This window comes from Parasphingorhabdus sp., assembly GCF_048269865.1.
GTDB lineage: Bacteria > Pseudomonadota > Alphaproteobacteria > Sphingomonadales > Sphingomonadaceae > Parasphingorhabdus.
Window position 1 is genome coordinate 43,325 of sequence record NZ_JBLWUA010000001.1, and the last position, 19,248, is coordinate 62,572.

Below are 19,248 nucleotides of genomic sequence, written 5' to 3' on the forward strand. Positions count from 1 at the left end.
GCTCCACTCCTTACGACGTTATTATTATTGTTCGCCGTGTGTCGCGGTGTTTGGTTTTGTAGTCAACCCAACATTCCTATCAATAGTGATAGGTAACATCGATGGTTATTCTCTGCCTACTCGATTGTGCCGATCAATTCCCCGACCGGATATTCTTCTCCGTCGGCCTGGACGATGATTTTCAGTTTTCCGCTGGCCGGTGATTCGACTTCCTGCGTCGATTTTTCATTCTCCAGGGCGTAAATTTCCTGACCGGCGGTTACTTCTGCGCCATCTTCGACCAGCCATTCGGCGAGAATGCCGGATTCCATGCTGAAGCCCAATTTCGGTATGCGTATGTCTGTTGCCATGGTTGTTTCTACTATCCCAATATCTTGTGTACTTCGCGTTCAATATCGTCCTGGCTGAACAGCCAAGCTTTCTCGATTGCGGGTGAAAATGGAACCGGTGCATAGCCGGAACCGACGCGCCCTACCGGAGCGCGGAGCTCTGAAAACAGTTCTTCATGAATGCGCGATGAAATTTCCGCACCGACTCCGAAATTCCGGACTGCTTCGTGGACGACAACCGCGGCCTTGGTCTTGGCGACGCTTTTCAGCACGGTTTCCTCATCAAATGGCGCGATGGTCCGCAGGTCAACGATTTCGCATGAGATACCGTCTTCCGCCAGTTTTTCAGCGGCGGCATGGCATCGGCTGATGCTGCTGCCATATCCGATAAGCGTGATATCGGTGCCTTCGCGGGGGACAGATGCCTTGCCCAATGGAACCGTATGATCGGCTGCCGGTGCAGGACCCTTTATGAAATAGCCCGGCGTGTTTTCGATGAAGATCACCGGATTGGGATCCATGATCGAAGAATACAGCAGGCCATAGGCATCCGCAGGATTGGAAGCGGCGACAACCTTGAGTCCCGGAACGTGGGCCAGCCATGCTTCGAGCATGTCACTATGCTGTCCGCCGAGACCGGTGCCAGCACCAGTGGTCGTGCGGATGGTCAGGGGAACGGTGGTCTGGCCGCCTGACATGAAGCGCAGCTTGGCTGCGTGATTGACAATCTGGTCCATCGCAACGGTGATGAAATTCATCAGCATGATTTCGGCAACGGGCTTGTAGCCAACCATCGCGGAGCCAACCGCAGCGCCGACAATCGCTTGCTCCGAGATCGGTGTCGAACGGACCCGGTCCGTGCCGAATTTTTCGGACAGGCCAAGGGTTACCTTGAACACACCGCCGCCTTGTTCGTCGGCGATATCTTCTCCCATCAGGATCACTTTGGGGTCGTCCGCCATTGCTTTGGCCATGGCCATGTTACAGGCTTGGGCGAACATGATTTCTTTTGGTTTTTCGGCTTTATCGCTCATGCTGCAATCTCCACGTCGAGGACATCGATGCGATATTCATCGCCCGGAGGATAGGGGGTTTCCAGCGCGAATTGTGACGCTTCTTCAATGATCGCGGCATTTTTGGCCTCGATCGCGGCAATATCGGCCTCGCTGATCTGAAGGTCGAGCAGTTGCTGCCGCAAGATCGGCATCGGATCGTCCTTTTTGGCCTGCTCCATTTCTTCTTTCGGAATATAATGGCTGGTGTCGCCGAGCAAATGACCGTGAAAACGGAAGGTCATCGCCTCAATCAGGGTCGGGCCATGACCGGCACGCGCATATTCAACGGCTTCTTTTGCCGCATTATACATGGCGCTGGCATCATTGCCGTTGACCTTTACCGACCGCATACCCAAGCCTTCGCCGCGCTGCTTTATCGAATCCGAACTCGTGGCGAAAGCCATCGGCGTGTGTTCGGAATAGAGATTATTCTGGCAGAGGAAAATGACCGGCAGTTTCCAGATCTGAGCCATGTTCAGCCCTTCGTGGAAAGCGCCAATATTCGTGGCGCCGTCACCGAAGCAGCAAACCGTGACTTTTCCATCCTTGTCCAGCTGGCTGGCGAGACCTAGGCCATTGGCGATAGGAATTCCCGAGCCAACAATACCGGTGGTGACCATGACGCCGGTTTCGGGATGCGTGATGTGCATCGGCCCGCCTTTGCCCTTGCATGTTCCGGCCATCTTGCCGGCAAATTCTGCCCAGAGGTCTTTGGAGGGAATACCCTTTGCGAGCTGATCATGCAGGCCGCGATAGATCGTGACCAGATAATCCTCTTTGTTCACTGCTGCCATCATCGCGGACGACACGACTTCCTGGCCGCGTACGGGATAATAAACGATTTGCAGTTGACCGGAACCAATCATCTGACGGAACTTGATGTCCGATTGCATGATCAGGTCGGCGCGAGTAAAAATATCGATGAGGACGTCTTTGTCCGCCATGTCTGTAGAGGCCAAGGCTTTGCTCCTTCATATTGCGACCGTCTGGGGGGTCGCTTTTGCTGAAAACTTCATAGCGCGAGCAGGCTGTCCCGCCACTATTGTTATAGGGAGTAAATCGAGAATGTCAGGTGGCGAGATCGAGCGCCCCCGGCGCTGCTGCAAGGACGAAGCAGGCTGGGGCAATCGGATCGACGGTCTGCCCGCCTCATGGGAGTGCCGCTTTCGTCCGGCTTTGCGGTCCGAATTCTAGTCCGCAACGCTGTACGAAGAGGCGAGTGCAAAAGATGCTTCTATCCGCTAGCTATCAAAGCTGGCAGTTCGGTTGATCGAAAGAATCCGTCTAACAGGTTTTCAAGTCTTCCAACGGAGAGAAATTATATGACCGACAACAGGCAATGGCTGATCAACGGACGGCCAAAAGGACGCGGACTGGTGGACGACGATTTCAAGAAAGTCGTCACTCCCGTTCCGGAATGTGCGGAAGGCCATGTGCTTGTCAAAAACGAGATTTTGGGTTTCGATCCGGCGCAAAAAGGCTGGATGGAGAATATCGGCGGCTATGTTGCGCCAACCGAAATTGGCGAAGTCATGCGCGGCTCCGGCATCGGTACCGTCATTGAATCGCGCCATCCGGATTTTTCGGCCGGCGACAAGGTGATGGGCATGCTGCGCTGGCAGGATTATGCGCATGTGCCGGGACGCGACCTGAGCAAGGTTCCGGATGATGATCTCCTCGCAGCCAATCTGGGGGCATTGGGCACCACAGGTATGACGGCTTATTTCGGCCTTTTGAAACATGGCCGACCGCAGCCGGGTGATACGGTCGTGGTTTCCGGTGCGGCTGGTGCCACGGGTTCCATGGTTGGGCAGATCGCCAAGATCGCAGGGTGCCGCATTATCGGCATCGCGGGTGGCGAGGAAAAATGCAAATGGCTGACCGACGATGTCGGTTATGATGTTGCCATCGACTATAAGAATGACGATGTCCGGGCGAAGCTCAAGGAGCATTGTGCCCAGTCGATCAATGTCTTCTATGATAATGTCGGCGGCAGGATATTGAACGATGCCTTGGCTCACCTTGCCATGCATGCCCGCGTTACGATCTGCGGCGGTATCTCGCGCTATGAACAAGGCGATATGCCGGCTGGTCCCGAAAATTACTTCAACCTGATTTTCAAACGCGCCAGCATGTCCGGCTTTATTGTATCCGATTATGCCAGCGAGTTTCCGGAAGCGCAGAAGCGCATGCGGAAATGGATCAAGGAAGGCAAAATCACCTTCAAGGAAGATATCCAGGAGGGGTTTGACAATATTCCAGACACTTTGAAGCGCTTGTTTGCCGGCCAGAATTTCGGAAAACAAATGCTCCGTCTGGATTAATCCGGATGGTGATATCGCTAACTAAATACGCAGTGCCCGCGACGTGAAGGCTGACATATGACAGGGTTATTACGAGGGGTGAGGTCATGAGCGATCTAGAAGAATTCCGCGCAGAAGCGCGGGCATGGCTCGAAGAAAATTGTCCGCCGGAAATGCGCGATGGAGATATTACCGCTGAAGCCCAATGCTGGGGCGGTCGCCAATGGGAGTTTCAGTCGGAGGCGCAGAAAGTCTGGTTCGAGCGGGCCTTGGCCAAGGGCTATACAGTGCCAAGCTGGCCGAAAGAATATGGCGGCGCAGGGCTTTCCACAGAAGAAGCGAAAATCTTGGATGATGAGCGGCAGGCGATCAACGCACGCAAGCCGCTGAGTAATTTCGGCATCTCGATGCTCGGCCCTGCATTACTGGCCTACGGAACGCATGAGCAAAAGGCTCAGCATCTGACAGCGATTGCCCGCGGAGAAATTCGCTGGTGTCAGGGATATTCCGAGCCTGGGGCCGGATCGGATCTCGCCTCTCTCAAAACCAAATGCGAGGACAAGGGCGATCACTGGCTGATCAATGGTCAGAAAATCTGGACATCCAATGCGGATGTCTCTGACTGGATTTTCTGTCTGGTGCGCACCGATTTCGACGCGCCCAAGCATCAGGGCATCACTTTCATTCTGATCGATATGGCAAGCGAGGGCATCAGCGTGAAGCCGATTGTGCTGATCTCCGGCCACTCTCCTTTCTGCGAAACGTTCTTTGACGATGTTAAAGTGCCGAAAAGCTATGGCGAAGGCAATCCATCGGTCGTCGGAGAGGTTAATCGCGGTTGGGATGTCGCGAAAAATCTGCTGGTCCATGAACGCGGCATGCTGGGTACGATGTCACCGCTTCGAGGAACCTCGGGACCGGAAAATCTCGGCAAATTTGCTGCTGAAAAGATCGGACTGGATGCGGAGGGTCGCGTTGCTGACTCGGCGCTCCGGCAACGCATTGCGCAAGCCGAGCTCGACAATTGGGCGTACAATCTGACGGTCGAACGGATGACCGATGAAGCCAATGCCGGCAACGGCCTTGGAGCCAAATCATCGATGCTGAAATATGTCGCGTCGGAGCTTACCAAACGTGGTACCGAGCTGCGGATGGATATCGAGGGTACGGCAGCGGCCACCATCGGTGCCGACGGCATTGAATATGGCAGTCTCGCCAATAACTGGCTTTACAACAGAGCCTATTCGATCCTCGGCGGGACCACAGAGGTCCAGTTGAACATCATTTCCAAGCGCGTCTTAGGATTGCCGAGCCAATAGGGCGAATGAACATGCCGCTTATACTTAACGAAGAACAGGAAATGCTGCAGGATGCAGCGCAAGGTTTCCTAGCAGAAAAAGCTCCAGTCGCTGCCTTTCGCATGGTTCGCGACAACAAACCGGCCGACGGTTTTTGCCGCAAGCTATGGGCCGAGATGGCCGAAATGGGCTGGGCCGGGATCATCGTCGACGAAGATCACGGCGGCAGCGGATTTGGCTATGTCGGTGCAGGCGTGCTGGCGGAGCAGATGGGCCGGAACCTGACGGCTTCGCCCTTCTTCTCGACGTCTGTTCTCGGCGCTACGGCGATCCAGCAATATGGGACCAAAAAACAGCAGGAAGAGAATCTGGCCGCGATCAGTGGCGGCGACCGTTTGTTTGCTCTGGCTGTGGATGAAGGTCCGCGGCATAATCCTAGCCGCATCGCATTCTCTGCCAAGGCGGCCGGTAACGGTTTTGTCCTTTCCGGTACAAAGACGTTTGTCGCCGATGGCCATGTGGCAGATAAACTGATTATCGCCGCGCGAACATCGGGCGAAGAAGATGATATTCACGGCATCACCTTGTTTCTGGTTGATGCAGATGCGCCGGAAATCGAGCGTGAGCAGACGCCGATGGTCGACAGCCGCAACGCCGCCAATATCTCGGTCGATGGGCTTGAGGTAACCGGGGATGATATCTTGGGCGAACTGGACGAGGGATTTGCTGCGCTGGAAGGCATATTGTCGGCCGGTCGCGCTGTTCTTGGTGCCGAAATGTCCGGTTGTGCGCAGCAGGTTTTTGACGTGACGACGGACTATCTGAAGGAACGGGAGCAATTCGGCCAGAAAATTGGTTCTTTTCAGGGCTTGCAGCATCGGGCCGCGCATTTGGCGACGGAAATCGAGATGATGAAATCTGCGGTACTGAAGTCGCTCAAGGACCTGGATGAAGATTTCGAAAATGCGAGCATGACCTGTTCGCTGGCCAAGGCCAAGACGGGCCAGGTCGCACAGCTTGCGACCAAGGAAGCGATCCAGATGCATGGCGGCATTGGGGTCACCGATGAATATGATGTGGGCCTGTATTTCAAGCGCGTCCATGTCGCGCAGCAGATGTTTGGCGATGCCGGCTTCCACAGCGATCGCTGGGCAAAAAATTCCGGTTTTTGATAAGCTGCGAGGCGGCCTAGCCGTCCTTGACGGTTATATTGGTCGGGCCAAGATGGGCAGTCATCTTGACCACCTTGCCCGCTTCATCAAACTCGAAAATGTCGATGACTTCGACGATTATGGTCGGGCCGTCGACCCTGGTGATTTCGCCCCGGAAGGGGAAGGCGGCGGCCTTGGCCGAAATCCGGACAGGTCCGGTCAGTTCGACTTTTGCGCCACCGGCAAAGGCCTTGGTGTAGAATTTCAGAATCTCGTCACCGCTCTTGGGTTCGGTGCCAACCGGATCCTCGACCAAAGCATCATTGGCAAAGAGCGAGACAACCGCCTCCATGTCGCCGTCGTTGATTCCGGTGAGATAGCGTTCGACGGTTTGTTGCATATGTTCCGGTGTGAGCATGGCATATCCTTTAGGTGCGAAATAGGGCGAAACTAGATTGCCAGGACAGCAGTGACTTCTGCTGAATTAGATAGGAGATGAAGATGGCGGGTCAATTGGAAGGGAAAGTGGCAATCGTCACGGGTGGTGCCTCCGGCATCGGCGCGGCGACCGTCAAGCGCTTCGTCGAGGAGGGGGCCAGGGTGCTGTCCACCGATGTGCAGGAATCGCTGGGCCAGTCCGTGGCGGACGAGGCGGAGGCTTTATTCATGGTTCAAGATGTTTCGGATGCCGAAGCCTGGGATCGGGTGATGGCCAAAGTCAAAGCCGAATTCGGGCGTCTGGATATATTGGTCAACAACGCCGGGATCGTGATCGGCAGAAATATCGAGGATGTTGATCTGGAAAGCTGGCACCATCTGCTTGGGATCAACCTGACCGGCGTCATGCTGGGCTGCCAGAAGGCGATCGCCCTGATGAAGGACAATCCGGGCGGATCGTCCGGTTCGATCATCAATATCGCTTCGACCAGTGCTTTTGCGGCGCTTCCCAGCGATGTGACCTACACCGCCTCGAAAAGTGCCGTGCGCATGTTGTCGAAGTCGGTCGCCGTCCATTGCGCGCAGAACGAGCTCAATATCCGCTGTAACAATCTGGTTCCGGGTGCCACCCATACCGGGATTATCGACACCGCTGCCAAAACCGTTCCCGGCATGGTCGAAATGGCCGCAGCGATGTCGCCGCTGAAGCGCATCGGGCAGGGCAGTGACCTTGCAGCTGCCGCCGTGTTCCTCGGCAGCGATGACAGCAGTTTTGTGACCGGTAGCGATCTGCTGGTCGATGGCGGCATGCTGGCGGTCCATCCAGGCTATTGAAGCGCCCCGGCGGGTAAAGGCCAATGATCCTAGCCGTTTTGGCAGTTAGTGGCGGGCGGTTTTCCCTCTTATAGAAACTGCAGAAAAGGGAGAGATCTTTGTGAGCGCACAGCCGATTGCCGACAATCTGTTTACTGAAGATATGAGCGCACTGGTCGGTGCGCGGAACCGGGAAACCGGGCATATCTTCTTTCCACTGCCGCTGACGCCGGATGACAATATCGAGCCAATCCGGCTGGCGTCTCGCGGTACCGTCTGGACATATACGGTCCAGCGTTTTCCGCCGAAAGAACCTTATGCCGGTCCGACCGACCCCGAAAAATTCAAGCCCTATGCGGTAGCCTATGTCAGTTTGCCGGAGCAGACGATGGTCGAGGCACGGCTGACCGGTGTGGACGTGGACGATATCAAGATCGGCATGGAAGTCGAGCTGACGGCGATCCCGCTTAATCCGGATGCACCGGCAGACGAGCAACAACTCATTCACGCCTTCAAGCCTGTTCAGGGAGAATAATCATGTCAGATGTTTGTATCGTAGGAGCCGGTATTCACCCGTTCGGCCGCACCGAAGGGCGCGACGGCATGGACCAGGGCATTTTTGCCGTAAAGCAGGCGCTTGCCGATAGCGGTATCGAGTGGAAGGATGTCGAGTTTGCCTTCGGTGGCTCGGCCGCTTCCGGCAATGCCGACAATATGGTTTCGCAACTGGGCCTCACCGGCATCCAGTTCATCAATGTGTCGAACGGTTGCGCCACCGGCGGTTCAGCGCTCAATGCCGCCGTCAGTGCGATCAAGTCCGGCGAATATGAAATGGGCATGGCGGTCGGCTTCGACAAGCATCCGCGCGGTGCCTTCAACGCGGACCCATCCGCTTACGGGCTGCCAAACTGGTATGGCGAAGCCGGCTATATGCTGACCGTGCAATTTTTCGGCGCGAAGATCATGCGCTATCTGCACGAACATAATATCAGCCGGGAAACGCTCGGCCGGGTCGCTGAAAAGGCGTTCCGCAACGGCGTCAAAACCGATCACGCCTGGCGGCGTAGCGAAGTAGATCTGGAAACGATCATGAACGCACCAATGATCTGTGATCCGCTGACCAAATATATGTTCTGCTCGCCGGCGGAAGGCGCCGTTGCGCTGATTCTGGCCAGCGAGAAAAAAGCGCGGGAACTGGGTGTGCCGATCATCCGGCTGAAATCTTCGGTGATGCGCACGCGGCCACCTGGTTCGTTTGAGGTATTTGCGGCATCCATCGACAATGACCGTGGCGGCACGGCCACCGAAATCGCGTCCAAAGCGGCTTTTGAGCAAGCGGGTATGGGGCCGGAAGACATCGATATTGCGCAGTTGCAGGACACGGAATCGGGTGCTGAAATCATGCATATGGCGGAAAACGGTTTCTGCAAGCCCGGCGAGCAGGAGCAATGGCTGCTGGAAGGGCGCAGCGACATCACCGGGGAGTTGCCGATCAATACCGATGGCGGATGTCTTGCTTGCGGTGAGCCGATCGGGGCATCCGGTCTGCGACAGGTCTATGAAAATGTCGTGCAATTGCGCGGCACTGCCGGCGCACGGCAAGTGCCTGGCGATCCCAAAACAGCCTATACACAAGTCTATGGCGCGCCGGGCGTATCTGCCGTAACGATTCTCCAAAGATAGGAGATTCGATGAACAAGGAAATCAGCGCCGAGGCGCATGACATGGCCGAGCGGGTGGAGCAATTCGTCCGCGACAAAATTTTTGCTTATGAAAAAGACGAGCGTTGCGAGGACCATGGTCCGACCGATGAGCTGGTCCAGGAAATGCGTGCGCTTGCCAAGGAAGCGGGTGTCCTGACACCGCATATCCGTGAGGACGGAAGCCATTTTACCCATCTCGAGACGGCACTGATGCTGCGCAAATCCGGCCTCTCGCCCCTCGGGCCGCTGGCGGTGAATACGTTCGCGCCGGACGAGGGCAATATGTATCTGCTCGGCAAATGCGCGTCGCCGGAGCAAAAAGAGAGGTTCCTCGAACCCTTGGTGTCTGGCGTAGCGCGTTCGGCGTTTTTCATGACCGAGCCAGCCAGTGAAAATGGTGCGGGCTCCGACCCGATGATGATGCTGACGACCGCAAAGCCGGATGGCAATCACTGGGTGATCAATGGTCGCAAGACCTTCATCACCGGTGCCAAAGGGGCGAAGGTCGGTATCATCATGGCCAAGTCGGACGAGGGTGCGACGATGTTTCTGGTGGACCTGCCCGATCCTGCGATCAAGATCGAACGGGTGCTGGACACGATCGACAGCTCGATGCCGGGAAGCCATTCGGTGGTCCATATCGATAACCTTCGCGTTCCGGCAGACCAGATGCTGGGTGAAAGCGGCGAAGGCTTCAAATATGCGCAGGTGCGCCTGTCGCCAGCGCGGCTGACCCATTGCATGCGCTGGCTCGGCTGCTGTGACCGCGCCCAGGAAATCGCTATCGACTATGCCTGCAAACGCCAGGCCTTTGGCAAACCGCTGATCGACCACGAAGGCGTCGGCTTCATGCTGGCGCAGAACCAGATCGATCTCAAGCAGGCTGAGCTGATGATCGACTGGTGTGCATCGGTGCTCGACACCGGCGCTCTCGGAACGACCGAAAGCTCGATGGCCAAGGTCGCCGTGTCCGAGGCCCTGTTCCGGATTGCCGACAATTGCGTTCAGGTGATGGGCGGCACCGGACTCAGCCGTGACACTGTGGTCGAGCAAGTGTTTCGTGAAGTGCGCGCGTTCCGGGTCTATGATGGTCCGACCGAAGTGCATAAATGGTCGCTGGCCAAGAAGATCAAGAAATCCCACAAAATCGCGAACGAAGGATAATCCATGACCACGAATCGCAAATTCACGCTCGTCAGTCGCCCGGTAGGCGAACCAAAAGAAAGCGATTTTGCGCTGGTCGAGGAGGAAGTGCCGGAACTCGCTGACGGCGCATTTCTGGTCCGCAATCACTATATCTCGCTGGACCCGGCGCAGCGTGGCTGGATGAGCGATGCGGAAAGCTATATGCCGCCGATCGCAATTGGTGCTGCGGTTACCGCCAGCACGGTCGGCAGAGTTGCCGAATCAAAGAACCCCGATTTTCCGGTCGGACAATGGGTCGTGGGTCTTGGGGCGATGGAGGAATATTCCGTTGTGCAAGCGGGCGGCTTTACTTCGCCGGTCGATGCCTCGCTGGTTCCTTCCCCGACCAATTTCCTATCGGTTCTCGGTGCGGTCGGGATGACGGCCTATTTTGGCATGATCGATGATGCCAAACCGAAAGCGGGAGAAACCCTGCTGGTGACCGGTGCTGCCGGCGCGGTCGGTTCGCTGGTCGGTCAGATCGGCAAGATCAAAGGGTGCCGCGTGGTCGGCATTGCTGGCGGCGCTGACAAATGCGCGCGGCTGGTGGATGATTATGGTTTTGATGCGGCGATTGATTATCGCGGCAAGAGTCAGGCTGATCTGGAAAAGGCAATTGCAGACGCGGCTCCCGACGGGGTCGACATTATCTGGGAAAATGTTGGCGGCGAGATTCTTGATGCCGGTATTACCGCGATCAACGAACATGGCCGGGTCGTATTGTGCGGACTGATCAGCGAGTACAACAGCCCGGAACCGGTCGGCATTCGCAATCTCTGGTATCTTATCTCGCGGCAAGCCACGATCAAGGGATTCCTGGTTCGCGATTATCCACCGCGCTTCGGTGAAGGCATTGCCGAAATGGGCAAGTGGCTCGCCGAGGGCAAGCTCAAGCATGATGAGGATATCGATCGCGGCATTGAAAACAGCTATGCTGCATTCATGAAGCTGTTTTCCGGCGCTAATCAGGGCAAGATGATTCTGGACGTTTCGCCCGAAGAATAGAAGGAGAGATTGATCATGGCAGACAGCAAACAACAGGTTCTCGACTTTATCGATGCCTGGAACCGGCTGGATTATGACGCGATTTACGCGGCCATGACCGACGATATATTCTATCACAATATTCCCATGGAGCCCTGCGTCGGTATCGACGCGGTCAGGGCTTTCTTCGAAGGTTCGGGCATGGGTTCCGATGGCGCTGAATGGATCGTCCATCATATCGTCGCCGAGGGCGATACGGTGCTGACCGAGCGCACGGACAAGTTCCGGATCAACGGTCAGTGGATTGCGATCCGGGTCATGGGCACGTTCGAAATGCGCGACGGAAAGATCGCGAAATGGCGCGACTATTTCGACCTCGCCGAATTCCAGAACCAGATGGCCGCTGCAATGGGCGGCAGTGCCGCCTGATCTCAGGCGGGCTTGTAGAGCGCGCCGTTGTCGACCGGATATTCACCGGCGGTCATGAAACGCGATTCATCGCTCGCCAGATAGACGCATAGGGCTGCCACGTCATTGGGGTGACCCAGATCACCCAGCGAAATCATCCCCGTTGCCGGCGTGGCCGCGCCACCGGCACCGACTGATTCCTGCCGCACCATAGGCGTGTCTATTCCCGCAGGATGAAGGCTATTGCAGCGGATCGGATAATTTTTTTCCTTGCAATGCAAGGCAACGGATTTGGTCATCGATCGCACGCCGCCTTTGGCCGCACTATAGGCGACAAACGGTGAGTAGCCCTGTAAAGCGGCCATGGAGCTGAGGTTGATGATCGAGCTTGGTTGGTCGTTTGATTTCATCGCCTTGACGGCAGCACGGCAGCCTAGAAATACACCTTCGAGCATCACAGAATTCTGTTTGCGAAACAGTTCAAGCGAGCAATCCTCGATCGTACCGGGAATGACCAGACCGGCGTTGTTGACCAGAATATGCGGAGATCCAAAAGCGTCGGTGGTTGCCTCCATGATCTGGTCCCACAATTTCTCATCGGCTACGTCCTGTTGCAAGGCGATTGCGTTGGGGCCTATGGCTTCCGCGACTTTCTTCACACTTTCGAGATCGATGTCAGTCAGCACGAGGCGGGCACCCTCCTCTGCAAAAGCTTCGCTGATTGCTTTTCCGAGGCCGGAGCCTGCTCCCGTCACAATCGCGATTTTTCCTGTAAGGCGACTCATTTTCTCTCTCCTGTGCTCGACCAGTAGATCGCTATAGGCAGGGCGGTCCAGTTCGACGCAATTCCTATTATGGTTAGCGGCCCTGACGATTAACGGCAGGAGCCGACCAAATGTTGCGGGAAGAGCACAGTTTTCGATGGTAGCTATCAAATTGGCTAGCAGAGCCACTAGAAACTCGGGCTTAGGATAATTGCATAACAGGCGGAGAAAACCGCCAAATTTTTATTAGGGTGCGACCAGACCAGTCGGGCCAATTTTGGGAGAGAGCAATGACCAGATATACCTCACGCTACAAATCCGACTTGAAAAGCAAGGCGATCAGATCTCTATTATTGGGGTCTGCTGCGACAATGGCCTTTGCTGGCCTTGCCTCGCCCGCGCTGGCCCAAGAAGCCGATGAAATCAGTGAAGCCGCGATCATTACCGTTATCGCACGTAAACAGACGGAAACGCTGCAGGAAGTCCCGGTGACGGTGACTGCAATTGGCGGCGATACGCTGGATAAATTCCAGGTCAATGAAATTGCCGACGTGGTGAGCCGGGTACCTGCGCTGAATGTGCAGGTTGGTGGTTCCGGATCGGGCGGCCAGATCAGCCTGCGCGGTGTCGGTTCGTCCAACATTTCGGCAGCCTTCGACTCTGCCGTGGCCTTTGACTTCGACGGCGTGCAGGTGAGCACGATGCGCATGGTCCAGGCAGGCTTTTTCGATGTCCAGCAAATCGATGTTCTAAAAGGACCGCAGTCCCTGTTCTTCGGTAAGAGCGCCTCGGCCGGCGTGATCGCCATCCGGTCGGCCAATCCTACCCAGGAATGGGAAGTGGCTGGCAAGGCCTCGTACGAGTTCGAGGAAAAAGGCTATACGATCGGCGGCCATATTTCTGGCCCGATCAGTGATACGCTCGGTATCCGGGTCGCGGCGCAATATCAGGATATCGAAGATTATGTGGACTTGGCGCCTGGTACAGCCGCTTTCAATCCGGATGGTACGATCAGGACCAGCAGGGGCCTGAAAAACTTCATCGGCCGCGTGACTTTGCAATGGGATCCAGCCGATAATTTCAGCGCCAATTTGAAGCTGAACTACGTCAAGAACAAGAATGATGGCGCGATTGGGCATTCCGACATCAACTGCGGCCCAAATGGTGTTGCAGACCCCGTCTATCTGCTCAGCGGCGGTCTGGTGATTCCTTCAAACGCAGATTGTAACGATCGCGATGGCCTGTATCATACGTCAGACGGTGCACCTGCTCTGACAAGCCAGGTTCCTGATGGATCGGCAGGAAAGCCACGATTCCAAAATGGCATCCCCTTCGGCGAAACCGACATTTTCTTCGGCCGCTTGAGATGGGATCTCGACCTGTCTGATACCCTGACCTTGTCCTCGGTCTCCGGCTATCTCAGCCTCGACGCGGTCGACACCGATTGCTACGCCTATGTCGGGCAATTTTCTCCGACCTTGCCAGCGAATTCCGGGTGTAGCGATCCGGCGAACAAGACCGAACAATTTACTCAAGAGCTTCGCATCGCAAGTGATTTTGACGGAATGTTCAATTTCATGGTCGGCGCATTTTATGAAGATCGCGATATTGATTTCAATACGTCCCAGCAGGGTGTCAATATCTCGTTCGTGGGACCGGACCCGGTAACGGGTAACACCTACGACTGGTATAAAAAGCAGAATACGAAAACCGAAGCCTTGTCGTTTTTTGCCAGCGCCACTCTGGACCTGACTGAGCAGTTGGAACTCTCAGGCGGCGTGCGTTGGACGGATGAGAAAAAGGTTTCGCGTATCTCGGTGCCTTATGTTCATACGTTCCTTTCTGCGACCCCGGCGTTTATCAGTAGCGGTTTCTTCTCGGGTCCGATTACCTTCAAGGACTCCAATTTCTCGCCGGAAGTCTCGCTGAAATATCAGGCTACGCCGGATGTCAATATCTATGCTGCGTTCAAGACCGGCTTTAAATCGGGCGGTATCGACAACAGCGCGCTGCCATCCAACAGCTTGCTGGGTTTCAACGATCCTGATCCAGCTGTTCGGCAAGCGGTTGCCGATGCTCTCAAGTTCAAATCGGAAACAGGCCTTGGTGGTGAAGTTGGCGTCAAGGCGCAGTTTGCAGACCGGACAGTGACCCTCAACACCTCGCTCTTCTATTATGTCTTCGATGACCTTCAGGTGCAAAATTTCGACGCTGCCACTGTCCAGTTCCAGACCTTCAACGCCAGCCAGTTGACCAGCCAGGGTGTCGATGTTGAATGGGGATGGCGGACGCCGCTCGACGGTTTGAACTTGTCCGGTTCGTTCGCTTATACGGATGCTAAATTTACCGATCCATTCGTGACAACCTCGGGCGAAGATCTTGACGGTCGAGCGGCAGCGCGGGCGCCAAAATTTGCTGCCAATGCTGCGTTTGACTGGTCCATTCCGATGGGCGATGCCATCGAGCTGGGGCTGAACGGCAACCTGCAATATAGCAGTTCCTATTTCACCAATGAAGACTCGCTGACCGATCTCAAGCAAGACAGTTATGTCTCCGTTGACGGAGCGATCTCGGTTGGTGATCCCGACGGCAAATGGAAATTGTCGCTCATCGGTGTCAACCTGACCGACAAGCTCTGGGTGAACACCAGCGGTGGACGTCCATTTTTGGAGCCCGGTGTCGGTGACGATCTGATCGTGACCCAAAACCGCGGTCGTCAGGTCTTTGTGGAAGCCTCCTTCAAGTTCTGACCAACCTACCGTTGATCAAAAAAGGGCTGGGTTAGGACGCTAACCCGGCCCTTTTTTATGCACCCCCTCTGCGGCGAAAATAGCGAAAGTGACAGTGGCAGCCACTAAATGACCTGCTAATCGCCCCACCATGACGGCGGCAGCAACACCGCATGATTTTGGATGTACCTCGGATTTAACGCTGGGGTATTTTTTTTTGGAGAAAATGATGACTGCACAATCGACATGTCTCGATAATATTCGCCCTCGCAAATCCGTTCGGGGACTGCTGTTGGGAACGGCAGCGAGTTTGGCTTTTGCCGGAATCGCGACCACTGCCCATGCGCAGGACGCGGTTGATGAAATCGATGAAGCCAATGTCATTACCGTTGTCGCTCGCAAGCAGACGGAGACGCTTCAGGAAGTGCCGGTGACAGTTACGGCGATCGGCGGCGACACGCTGGAAAAATTCCAGGTCAATGAAATTGCCGATGTGGTGAGCCGCGTACCTGCGCTGAATGTGCAGGTCGGTGGTTCCGGATCGGGCGGCCAGATCAGCCTGCGCGGCGTCGGCTCTTCCAACATTTCGGCGTCTTTCGATTCCGCTGTCGCCTTTGACTTCGACGGCGTCCAGGTTAGCACTATGCGGATCGTACAGGCCGGCTTTTTTGACGTTGAACAGATTGACGTTCTGAAAGGCCCGCAATCTCTTTTCTTCGGAAAAAGTGCGTCCGCAGGCGTGTTTTCCATTCGGTCTGCCAACCCGACCCGTGATTGGGAAATGGCTGGCAAAGCGTCCTATGAATTTGAAGAAAAAGGGTACACGATTGGCGGGCATATTTCCGGTCCGATCAGCGATACGCTCGGTATCCGGGTCGCGGCGCAATATCAGGACATCGAAGATTATGTGAAGCTCGCGCCGGGCACCCCGGCCTTCAATCCCGATGGCACGATCCGGGATTCGCGGGGCATCAGCAGTTTCGTTAGCCGTGTCACCTTGCAGTGGGATCCCGCTGACAATTTCAATGCCAATCTGAAGCTCAACTATATCAAAAACAAAAATGATGGTGCGATTGGGCATACCGATATCAACTGCGGCGCGAATGGTGTTGCAGACCCAGTATACCTGCTGAGCGGCGCAGTGGTCATCCCGTCCAATGCCGATTGTAAATCCAAGGATGGTCTTTATCACACGTCGGACCCGGCTGCGGCCTTGGCTGCCAACGTTCCGACCGGATCGGGTGGTGATCCGCGGTTTGAAAATGGTGTCCCCTATGGCGATACTGAGATTTTCTTCGGCCGGTTGAAATGGGATCTGGATCTTTCCGATTACCTGACTCTTTCGTCGGTTTCCGGATATCTCAGCCTCGATGCTATCGATACCGACTGTTATGCCTATGTCGGGCAGTTCGCGAACGGTGCTCCCGGCAACGCAGGCTGCAGCGATCCGGTAAACAAGACGGAACAGTTCACGCAGGAACTGCGCGTTACCAGCGACCTGGATGGTATGTTCAACTTCATGGTCGGCGCGTTTTACGAAACCCGGGATATCGATTTCAACACCTCGCAGCAGGGCGTAAACATCTCGTTCCTTGGTGCTGATCCGGTAACCGGCTTCACTTACGACTGGTATAAGAAGCAGAATACCAAGACTGAGGCGCTGTCGTTCTTTGCCAGTGCAACGCTTGCCTTTACGGATCAGCTGGAGCTTTCCGGTGGTTTGCGCTGGACCGACGAAAAGAAGGTATCGAGGATCAGTGTTCCTTATGTTCACACCTTCCTTTCTTCCACCCCGGCGTTCATCAGCAGCGGCTTCTTCTCGGGTCCCATAACCTTCAAGGACTCGAACTTCTCGCCAGAGGTCTCGATCAAATATCAGGCCACACCTGACGTGAATGTCTACGCTGCGTTCAAGACCGGATTCAAATCGGGCGGTATCGACAACAGTGCTCTGCCATCCAACAGCTTGCTGGGTTTCAACGATCCGGATCCAGCGGTGCGCGCAGCAGTCGCTGACTCGCTGAAGTTCAAATCGGAAACTGGTCTTGGCGGCGAAGTGGGCGTCAAGGCGCAGTTTGCGGACCGCAGCTTCACCCTGAACACATCGCTTTTCTACTATGTGTTCGATGATCTGCAGGTGCAGACGTTCGACGCCGCTGCGGTTCAGTTCCTGACCTTCAACGCCAGCCAGCTGACCAGCCAGGGTGTCGATGTCGAATGGGGATGGCGGACTCCGGTAGAGGGTCTGAACCTGTCCGGTTCGGTGGCCTACACGGACGCAGAATTCACGGCACCGTTTGTGACGACGTCCGGCCAGGATCTGAATGGTCGTCAAGCCGCGCGCGCCCCGAAATTTGCGGGCAACGCTGCGTTTGACTGGTCGATCCCGATGGGTGACGCGCTGGAGCTGGGCCTGAACGGCAACGTGCAATATAGCGGGTCCTATTTTACTAATGAGGACTCTCTGAACGACCTGCGGCAGGACAGCTATGTGTCGTTCGATGGTTCCGTTTCGGTTGGAGACCCAGACGGCAAATGGAAATTGTCGCTGATTGGCGTCAACCTGACCGACAAGATCTGGAACAACACCAGCAGTGGTCGTCCGTTCCTGCAGCCAGGCGTTGGCGATGATCTCGTCGTCACCCAGAACCGTGGCCGCCAGGTGTTTGTGGAAGCCGCTTTCAAATTCTAATTATCCTCCCGTGGATTGAACTGGGCCGGACTAGCGCATGCTATGTCCGGCCTTTTTTTTGAACTCACTCTGACACGGGATACCCATAGTGAGAGTAGTGTGCTGCCAGAGGTGGTCTTATATGGGCGATGAACAACAACTAGCTTGAGGAGAAACTTGATGGGACGTCTGGAAGGAAAAAAAGCGGTCATTCTTGGAGCCGCTGGTAAGGACAATATGGGACAGTTGATTGCCCAGAGATTGCACGATGAAGGGGCGGATGTTCTCGTTGCCGGACGGCATGAAGACGAGCTGAAGCGCTTCGCCGAAGAGATCGATGGTCATTATGCGCTGTGCGATCTAACCAAAGAATCAGATATCAAGGCGCTTGCCGAAGCCGCCAAAAGCAAAATGGGCGGAGTCGATATCGCGATCAACGCCACCGGCATCGGTTTTCTGAAACCGTTTCTGGAAAACACCAAAGAAGAGCTGGAAATGATGTCGGCGCTGCAACTGGTCGGCCCGTTTCAATTCTATCAAGAAATGATCAAGGCAATGGAAAATGGCGGATCGATCATCCAGATCAGTTCGGCGACCGCGACGATCATGCTCAATGACCACGCCGCCTATATGGGCACCAAGGCAGCGACGGATCATATCATTCGCTGCGTTGCCCATGAATTTGGCGACAGGGGCATCCGTGCCAACAGCATTTCTCCGGGCCTGACGCGTACGCCGATGACCGCAGGCGTCGATCAGGTGCCGGGCCTGGTCGAATCCTTTGAGGCACGCTACCCGCTTGGCCGGATCGGCACGAGTGAAGATATCGCTGCCGCCGCCGTCTTCCTCGCCAGTGACGAATGTTTCATGACCGGCGAGAATTTGCAGGTCAATGGCGGCCTGTGCCTGCGCGGTAATCCGACCCGCAAGGATCAGGAACTTATGATGGGTGCAGTCGCCGCGGCGTCCTGACTTCAGCCTATCGTTTTAGTCGCTTCTGGATGCGGGGGCGGACCTTGAGGAACTGCAGGTACAGCGCTTCAAGGACCGCCAACGCTCCGGGCATCCGGGCAAGCAGACCGAAGGGTCGCAAGGCCGGGATCGCGCGCCACATCGCGGCAAAGGCCGCTGCGCCTGATAGCAGGCGACCATCTTCCGATGCATAAAACCGGTCGAGCATCAGTTGCCGGTCGATCGGGCAGGATTGCGCCGGCGATGCTATGTCTACGAAGGTGATTGCGCCGCGCCGGTCCAGATTGCGCATCAGGGCGATTTCCCGGATGCACAGCGGGCAGGCACCATCGTACCAGACGGTGACGTCGCTCACTGTGCTTTTCCGGTAGTATCGGTCATGTCCGTTCTGCTTTCATTGCAGCACGGTACTAGCCCACGCCCAGGTGATGATCGATATGGCCGA

At 55.8% G+C, this 19,248-nt stretch carries 18 protein-coding genes; 12 read left to right on the forward strand and 6 right to left on the reverse strand.

What is annotated here, in order from left to right:
* Window positions 1–116: 116 nt before the first annotated feature.
* From ACN0WW_RS00260 to ACN0WW_RS00270, 3 genes are read right to left on the reverse strand one after another with little or no spacing between them, the layout of a single operon-like run.
* Window positions 117–350 (reverse strand): biotin/lipoyl-containing protein, encoded by a 234-nt coding sequence (locus ACN0WW_RS00260; protein WP_417608192.1) that lies wholly within the window; start codon window positions 348–350, stop codon window positions 117–119.
* Window positions 351–361: 11 nt separating this feature from the next.
* Window positions 362–1,363: an alpha-ketoacid dehydrogenase subunit beta gene (locus ACN0WW_RS00265; protein ID WP_417608194.1), complete on the reverse strand. Its 1,002-nt coding sequence runs from the start codon at window positions 1,361–1,363 to the stop codon at window positions 362–364.
* Complete coding sequence (locus tag ACN0WW_RS00270; protein WP_417608196.1) at window positions 1,360–2,343, reverse strand: thiamine pyrophosphate-dependent dehydrogenase E1 component subunit alpha; 984 nt, start codon at window positions 2,341–2,343, stop codon at window positions 1,360–1,362. The genes ACN0WW_RS00265 and ACN0WW_RS00270 overlap by 4 nt, the downstream gene beginning before the upstream one ends.
* 363 nt (window positions 2,344–2,706) lie before the next feature.
* Here ACN0WW_RS00270 and ACN0WW_RS00275 point away from each other — a divergent pair, with 363 nt between their 5' ends.
* The 3 genes from ACN0WW_RS00275 (at window position 2,707) to ACN0WW_RS00285 (ending at window position 6,157) form a co-directional block, all read left to right on the forward strand.
* Entirely contained in the window at window positions 2,707–3,708 is a 1,002-nt protein-coding gene (locus ACN0WW_RS00275) for an NADP-dependent oxidoreductase (RefSeq protein ID WP_417608198.1), read from the forward strand.
* A gap of 86 nt (window positions 3,709–3,794) precedes the next feature.
* On the forward strand, window positions 3,795–5,006 hold the full coding sequence (locus tag ACN0WW_RS00280; protein WP_417608200.1) for an acyl-CoA dehydrogenase family protein: 1,212 nt from the start codon (window positions 3,795–3,797) through the stop codon (window positions 5,004–5,006).
* Window positions 5,007–5,017: 11 nt separating this feature from the next.
* Complete coding sequence (locus ACN0WW_RS00285) at window positions 5,018–6,157, forward strand: acyl-CoA dehydrogenase family protein (protein ID WP_417608202.1); 1,140 nt, start codon at window positions 5,018–5,020, stop codon at window positions 6,155–6,157.
* A 16-nt stretch (window positions 6,158–6,173) separates the two neighbouring features.
* Here ACN0WW_RS00285 and ACN0WW_RS00290 read toward each other — a convergent pair whose 3' ends face one another.
* Entirely contained in the window at window positions 6,174–6,554 is a 381-nt protein-coding gene (locus tag ACN0WW_RS00290; protein ID WP_417608204.1) for a nuclear transport factor 2 family protein, read from the reverse strand.
* Between the two features lie 83 nt (window positions 6,555–6,637).
* Here ACN0WW_RS00290 and ACN0WW_RS00295 point away from each other — a divergent pair, with 83 nt between their 5' ends.
* The 6 genes from ACN0WW_RS00295 to ACN0WW_RS00320 all read left to right on the forward strand — a co-directional run bounded on the left by ACN0WW_RS00295 (window position 6,638) and on the right by ACN0WW_RS00320 (window position 11,688).
* On the forward strand, window positions 6,638–7,408 hold the full coding sequence (locus tag ACN0WW_RS00295; RefSeq protein WP_417608206.1) for an SDR family NAD(P)-dependent oxidoreductase: 771 nt from the start codon (window positions 6,638–6,640) through the stop codon (window positions 7,406–7,408).
* 100 nt (window positions 7,409–7,508) lie between these two features.
* Window positions 7,509–7,922, forward strand: a complete 414-nt coding sequence (locus ACN0WW_RS00300; RefSeq protein ID WP_417608208.1) for a Zn-ribbon domain-containing OB-fold protein — start codon at window positions 7,509–7,511, stop codon at window positions 7,920–7,922.
* Window positions 7,922–9,070 carry a thiolase family protein gene (locus ACN0WW_RS00305; protein WP_417608941.1) on the forward strand — a complete coding sequence of 383 codons (1,149 nt, stop codon included), beginning with the start codon at window positions 7,922–7,924 and terminating at the stop codon, window positions 9,068–9,070. The genes ACN0WW_RS00300 and ACN0WW_RS00305 overlap by 1 nt, the downstream gene beginning before the upstream one ends.
* 8 nt (window positions 9,071–9,078) lie before the next feature.
* On the forward strand, window positions 9,079–10,254 hold the full coding sequence (locus ACN0WW_RS00310; RefSeq protein ID WP_417608210.1) for an acyl-CoA dehydrogenase family protein: 1,176 nt from the start codon (window positions 9,079–9,081) through the stop codon (window positions 10,252–10,254).
* A gap of 3 nt (window positions 10,255–10,257) precedes the next feature.
* Window positions 10,258–11,280 carry an NADP-dependent oxidoreductase gene (locus tag ACN0WW_RS00315; protein WP_417608212.1) on the forward strand — a complete coding sequence of 341 codons (1,023 nt, stop codon included), beginning with the start codon at window positions 10,258–10,260 and terminating at the stop codon, window positions 11,278–11,280.
* 15 nt (window positions 11,281–11,295) lie between these two features.
* Complete coding sequence (locus tag ACN0WW_RS00320; protein WP_417608214.1) at window positions 11,296–11,688, forward strand: limonene-1,2-epoxide hydrolase family protein; 393 nt, start codon at window positions 11,296–11,298, stop codon at window positions 11,686–11,688.
* A 2-nt stretch (window positions 11,689–11,690) separates the two neighbouring features.
* On the opposite strand, the gene ACN0WW_RS00325 is transcribed toward ACN0WW_RS00320, so the two are convergent.
* Window positions 11,691–12,452: an SDR family oxidoreductase gene (locus ACN0WW_RS00325; RefSeq protein WP_417608217.1), complete on the reverse strand. Its 762-nt coding sequence runs from the start codon at window positions 12,450–12,452 to the stop codon at window positions 11,691–11,693.
* A gap of 269 nt (window positions 12,453–12,721) precedes the next feature.
* Between ACN0WW_RS00325 and ACN0WW_RS00330 the strand changes: the two genes are divergently transcribed.
* The 3 genes from ACN0WW_RS00330 (at window position 12,722) to ACN0WW_RS00340 (ending at window position 18,803) form a co-directional block, all read left to right on the forward strand.
* Window positions 12,722–15,181, forward strand: coding sequence for a TonB-dependent receptor (locus tag ACN0WW_RS00330; protein ID WP_417608219.1), 2,460 nt, complete (start codon window positions 12,722–12,724; stop codon window positions 15,179–15,181).
* 205 nt (window positions 15,182–15,386) lie between these two features.
* On the forward strand, window positions 15,387–17,852 hold the full coding sequence (locus ACN0WW_RS00335) for a TonB-dependent receptor (protein WP_417608221.1): 2,466 nt from the start codon (window positions 15,387–15,389) through the stop codon (window positions 17,850–17,852).
* Between the two features lie 159 nt (window positions 17,853–18,011).
* Complete coding sequence (locus tag ACN0WW_RS00340) at window positions 18,012–18,803, forward strand: SDR family oxidoreductase (protein WP_417608223.1); 792 nt, start codon at window positions 18,012–18,014, stop codon at window positions 18,801–18,803.
* A 7-nt stretch (window positions 18,804–18,810) separates the two neighbouring features.
* Here ACN0WW_RS00340 and ACN0WW_RS00345 read toward each other — a convergent pair whose 3' ends face one another.
* Window positions 18,811–19,158, reverse strand: coding sequence for a thiol-disulfide oxidoreductase DCC family protein (locus ACN0WW_RS00345; protein WP_417608225.1), 348 nt, complete (start codon window positions 19,156–19,158; stop codon window positions 18,811–18,813).
* Between the last annotated feature and the right edge of the window lie 90 nt (window positions 19,159–19,248).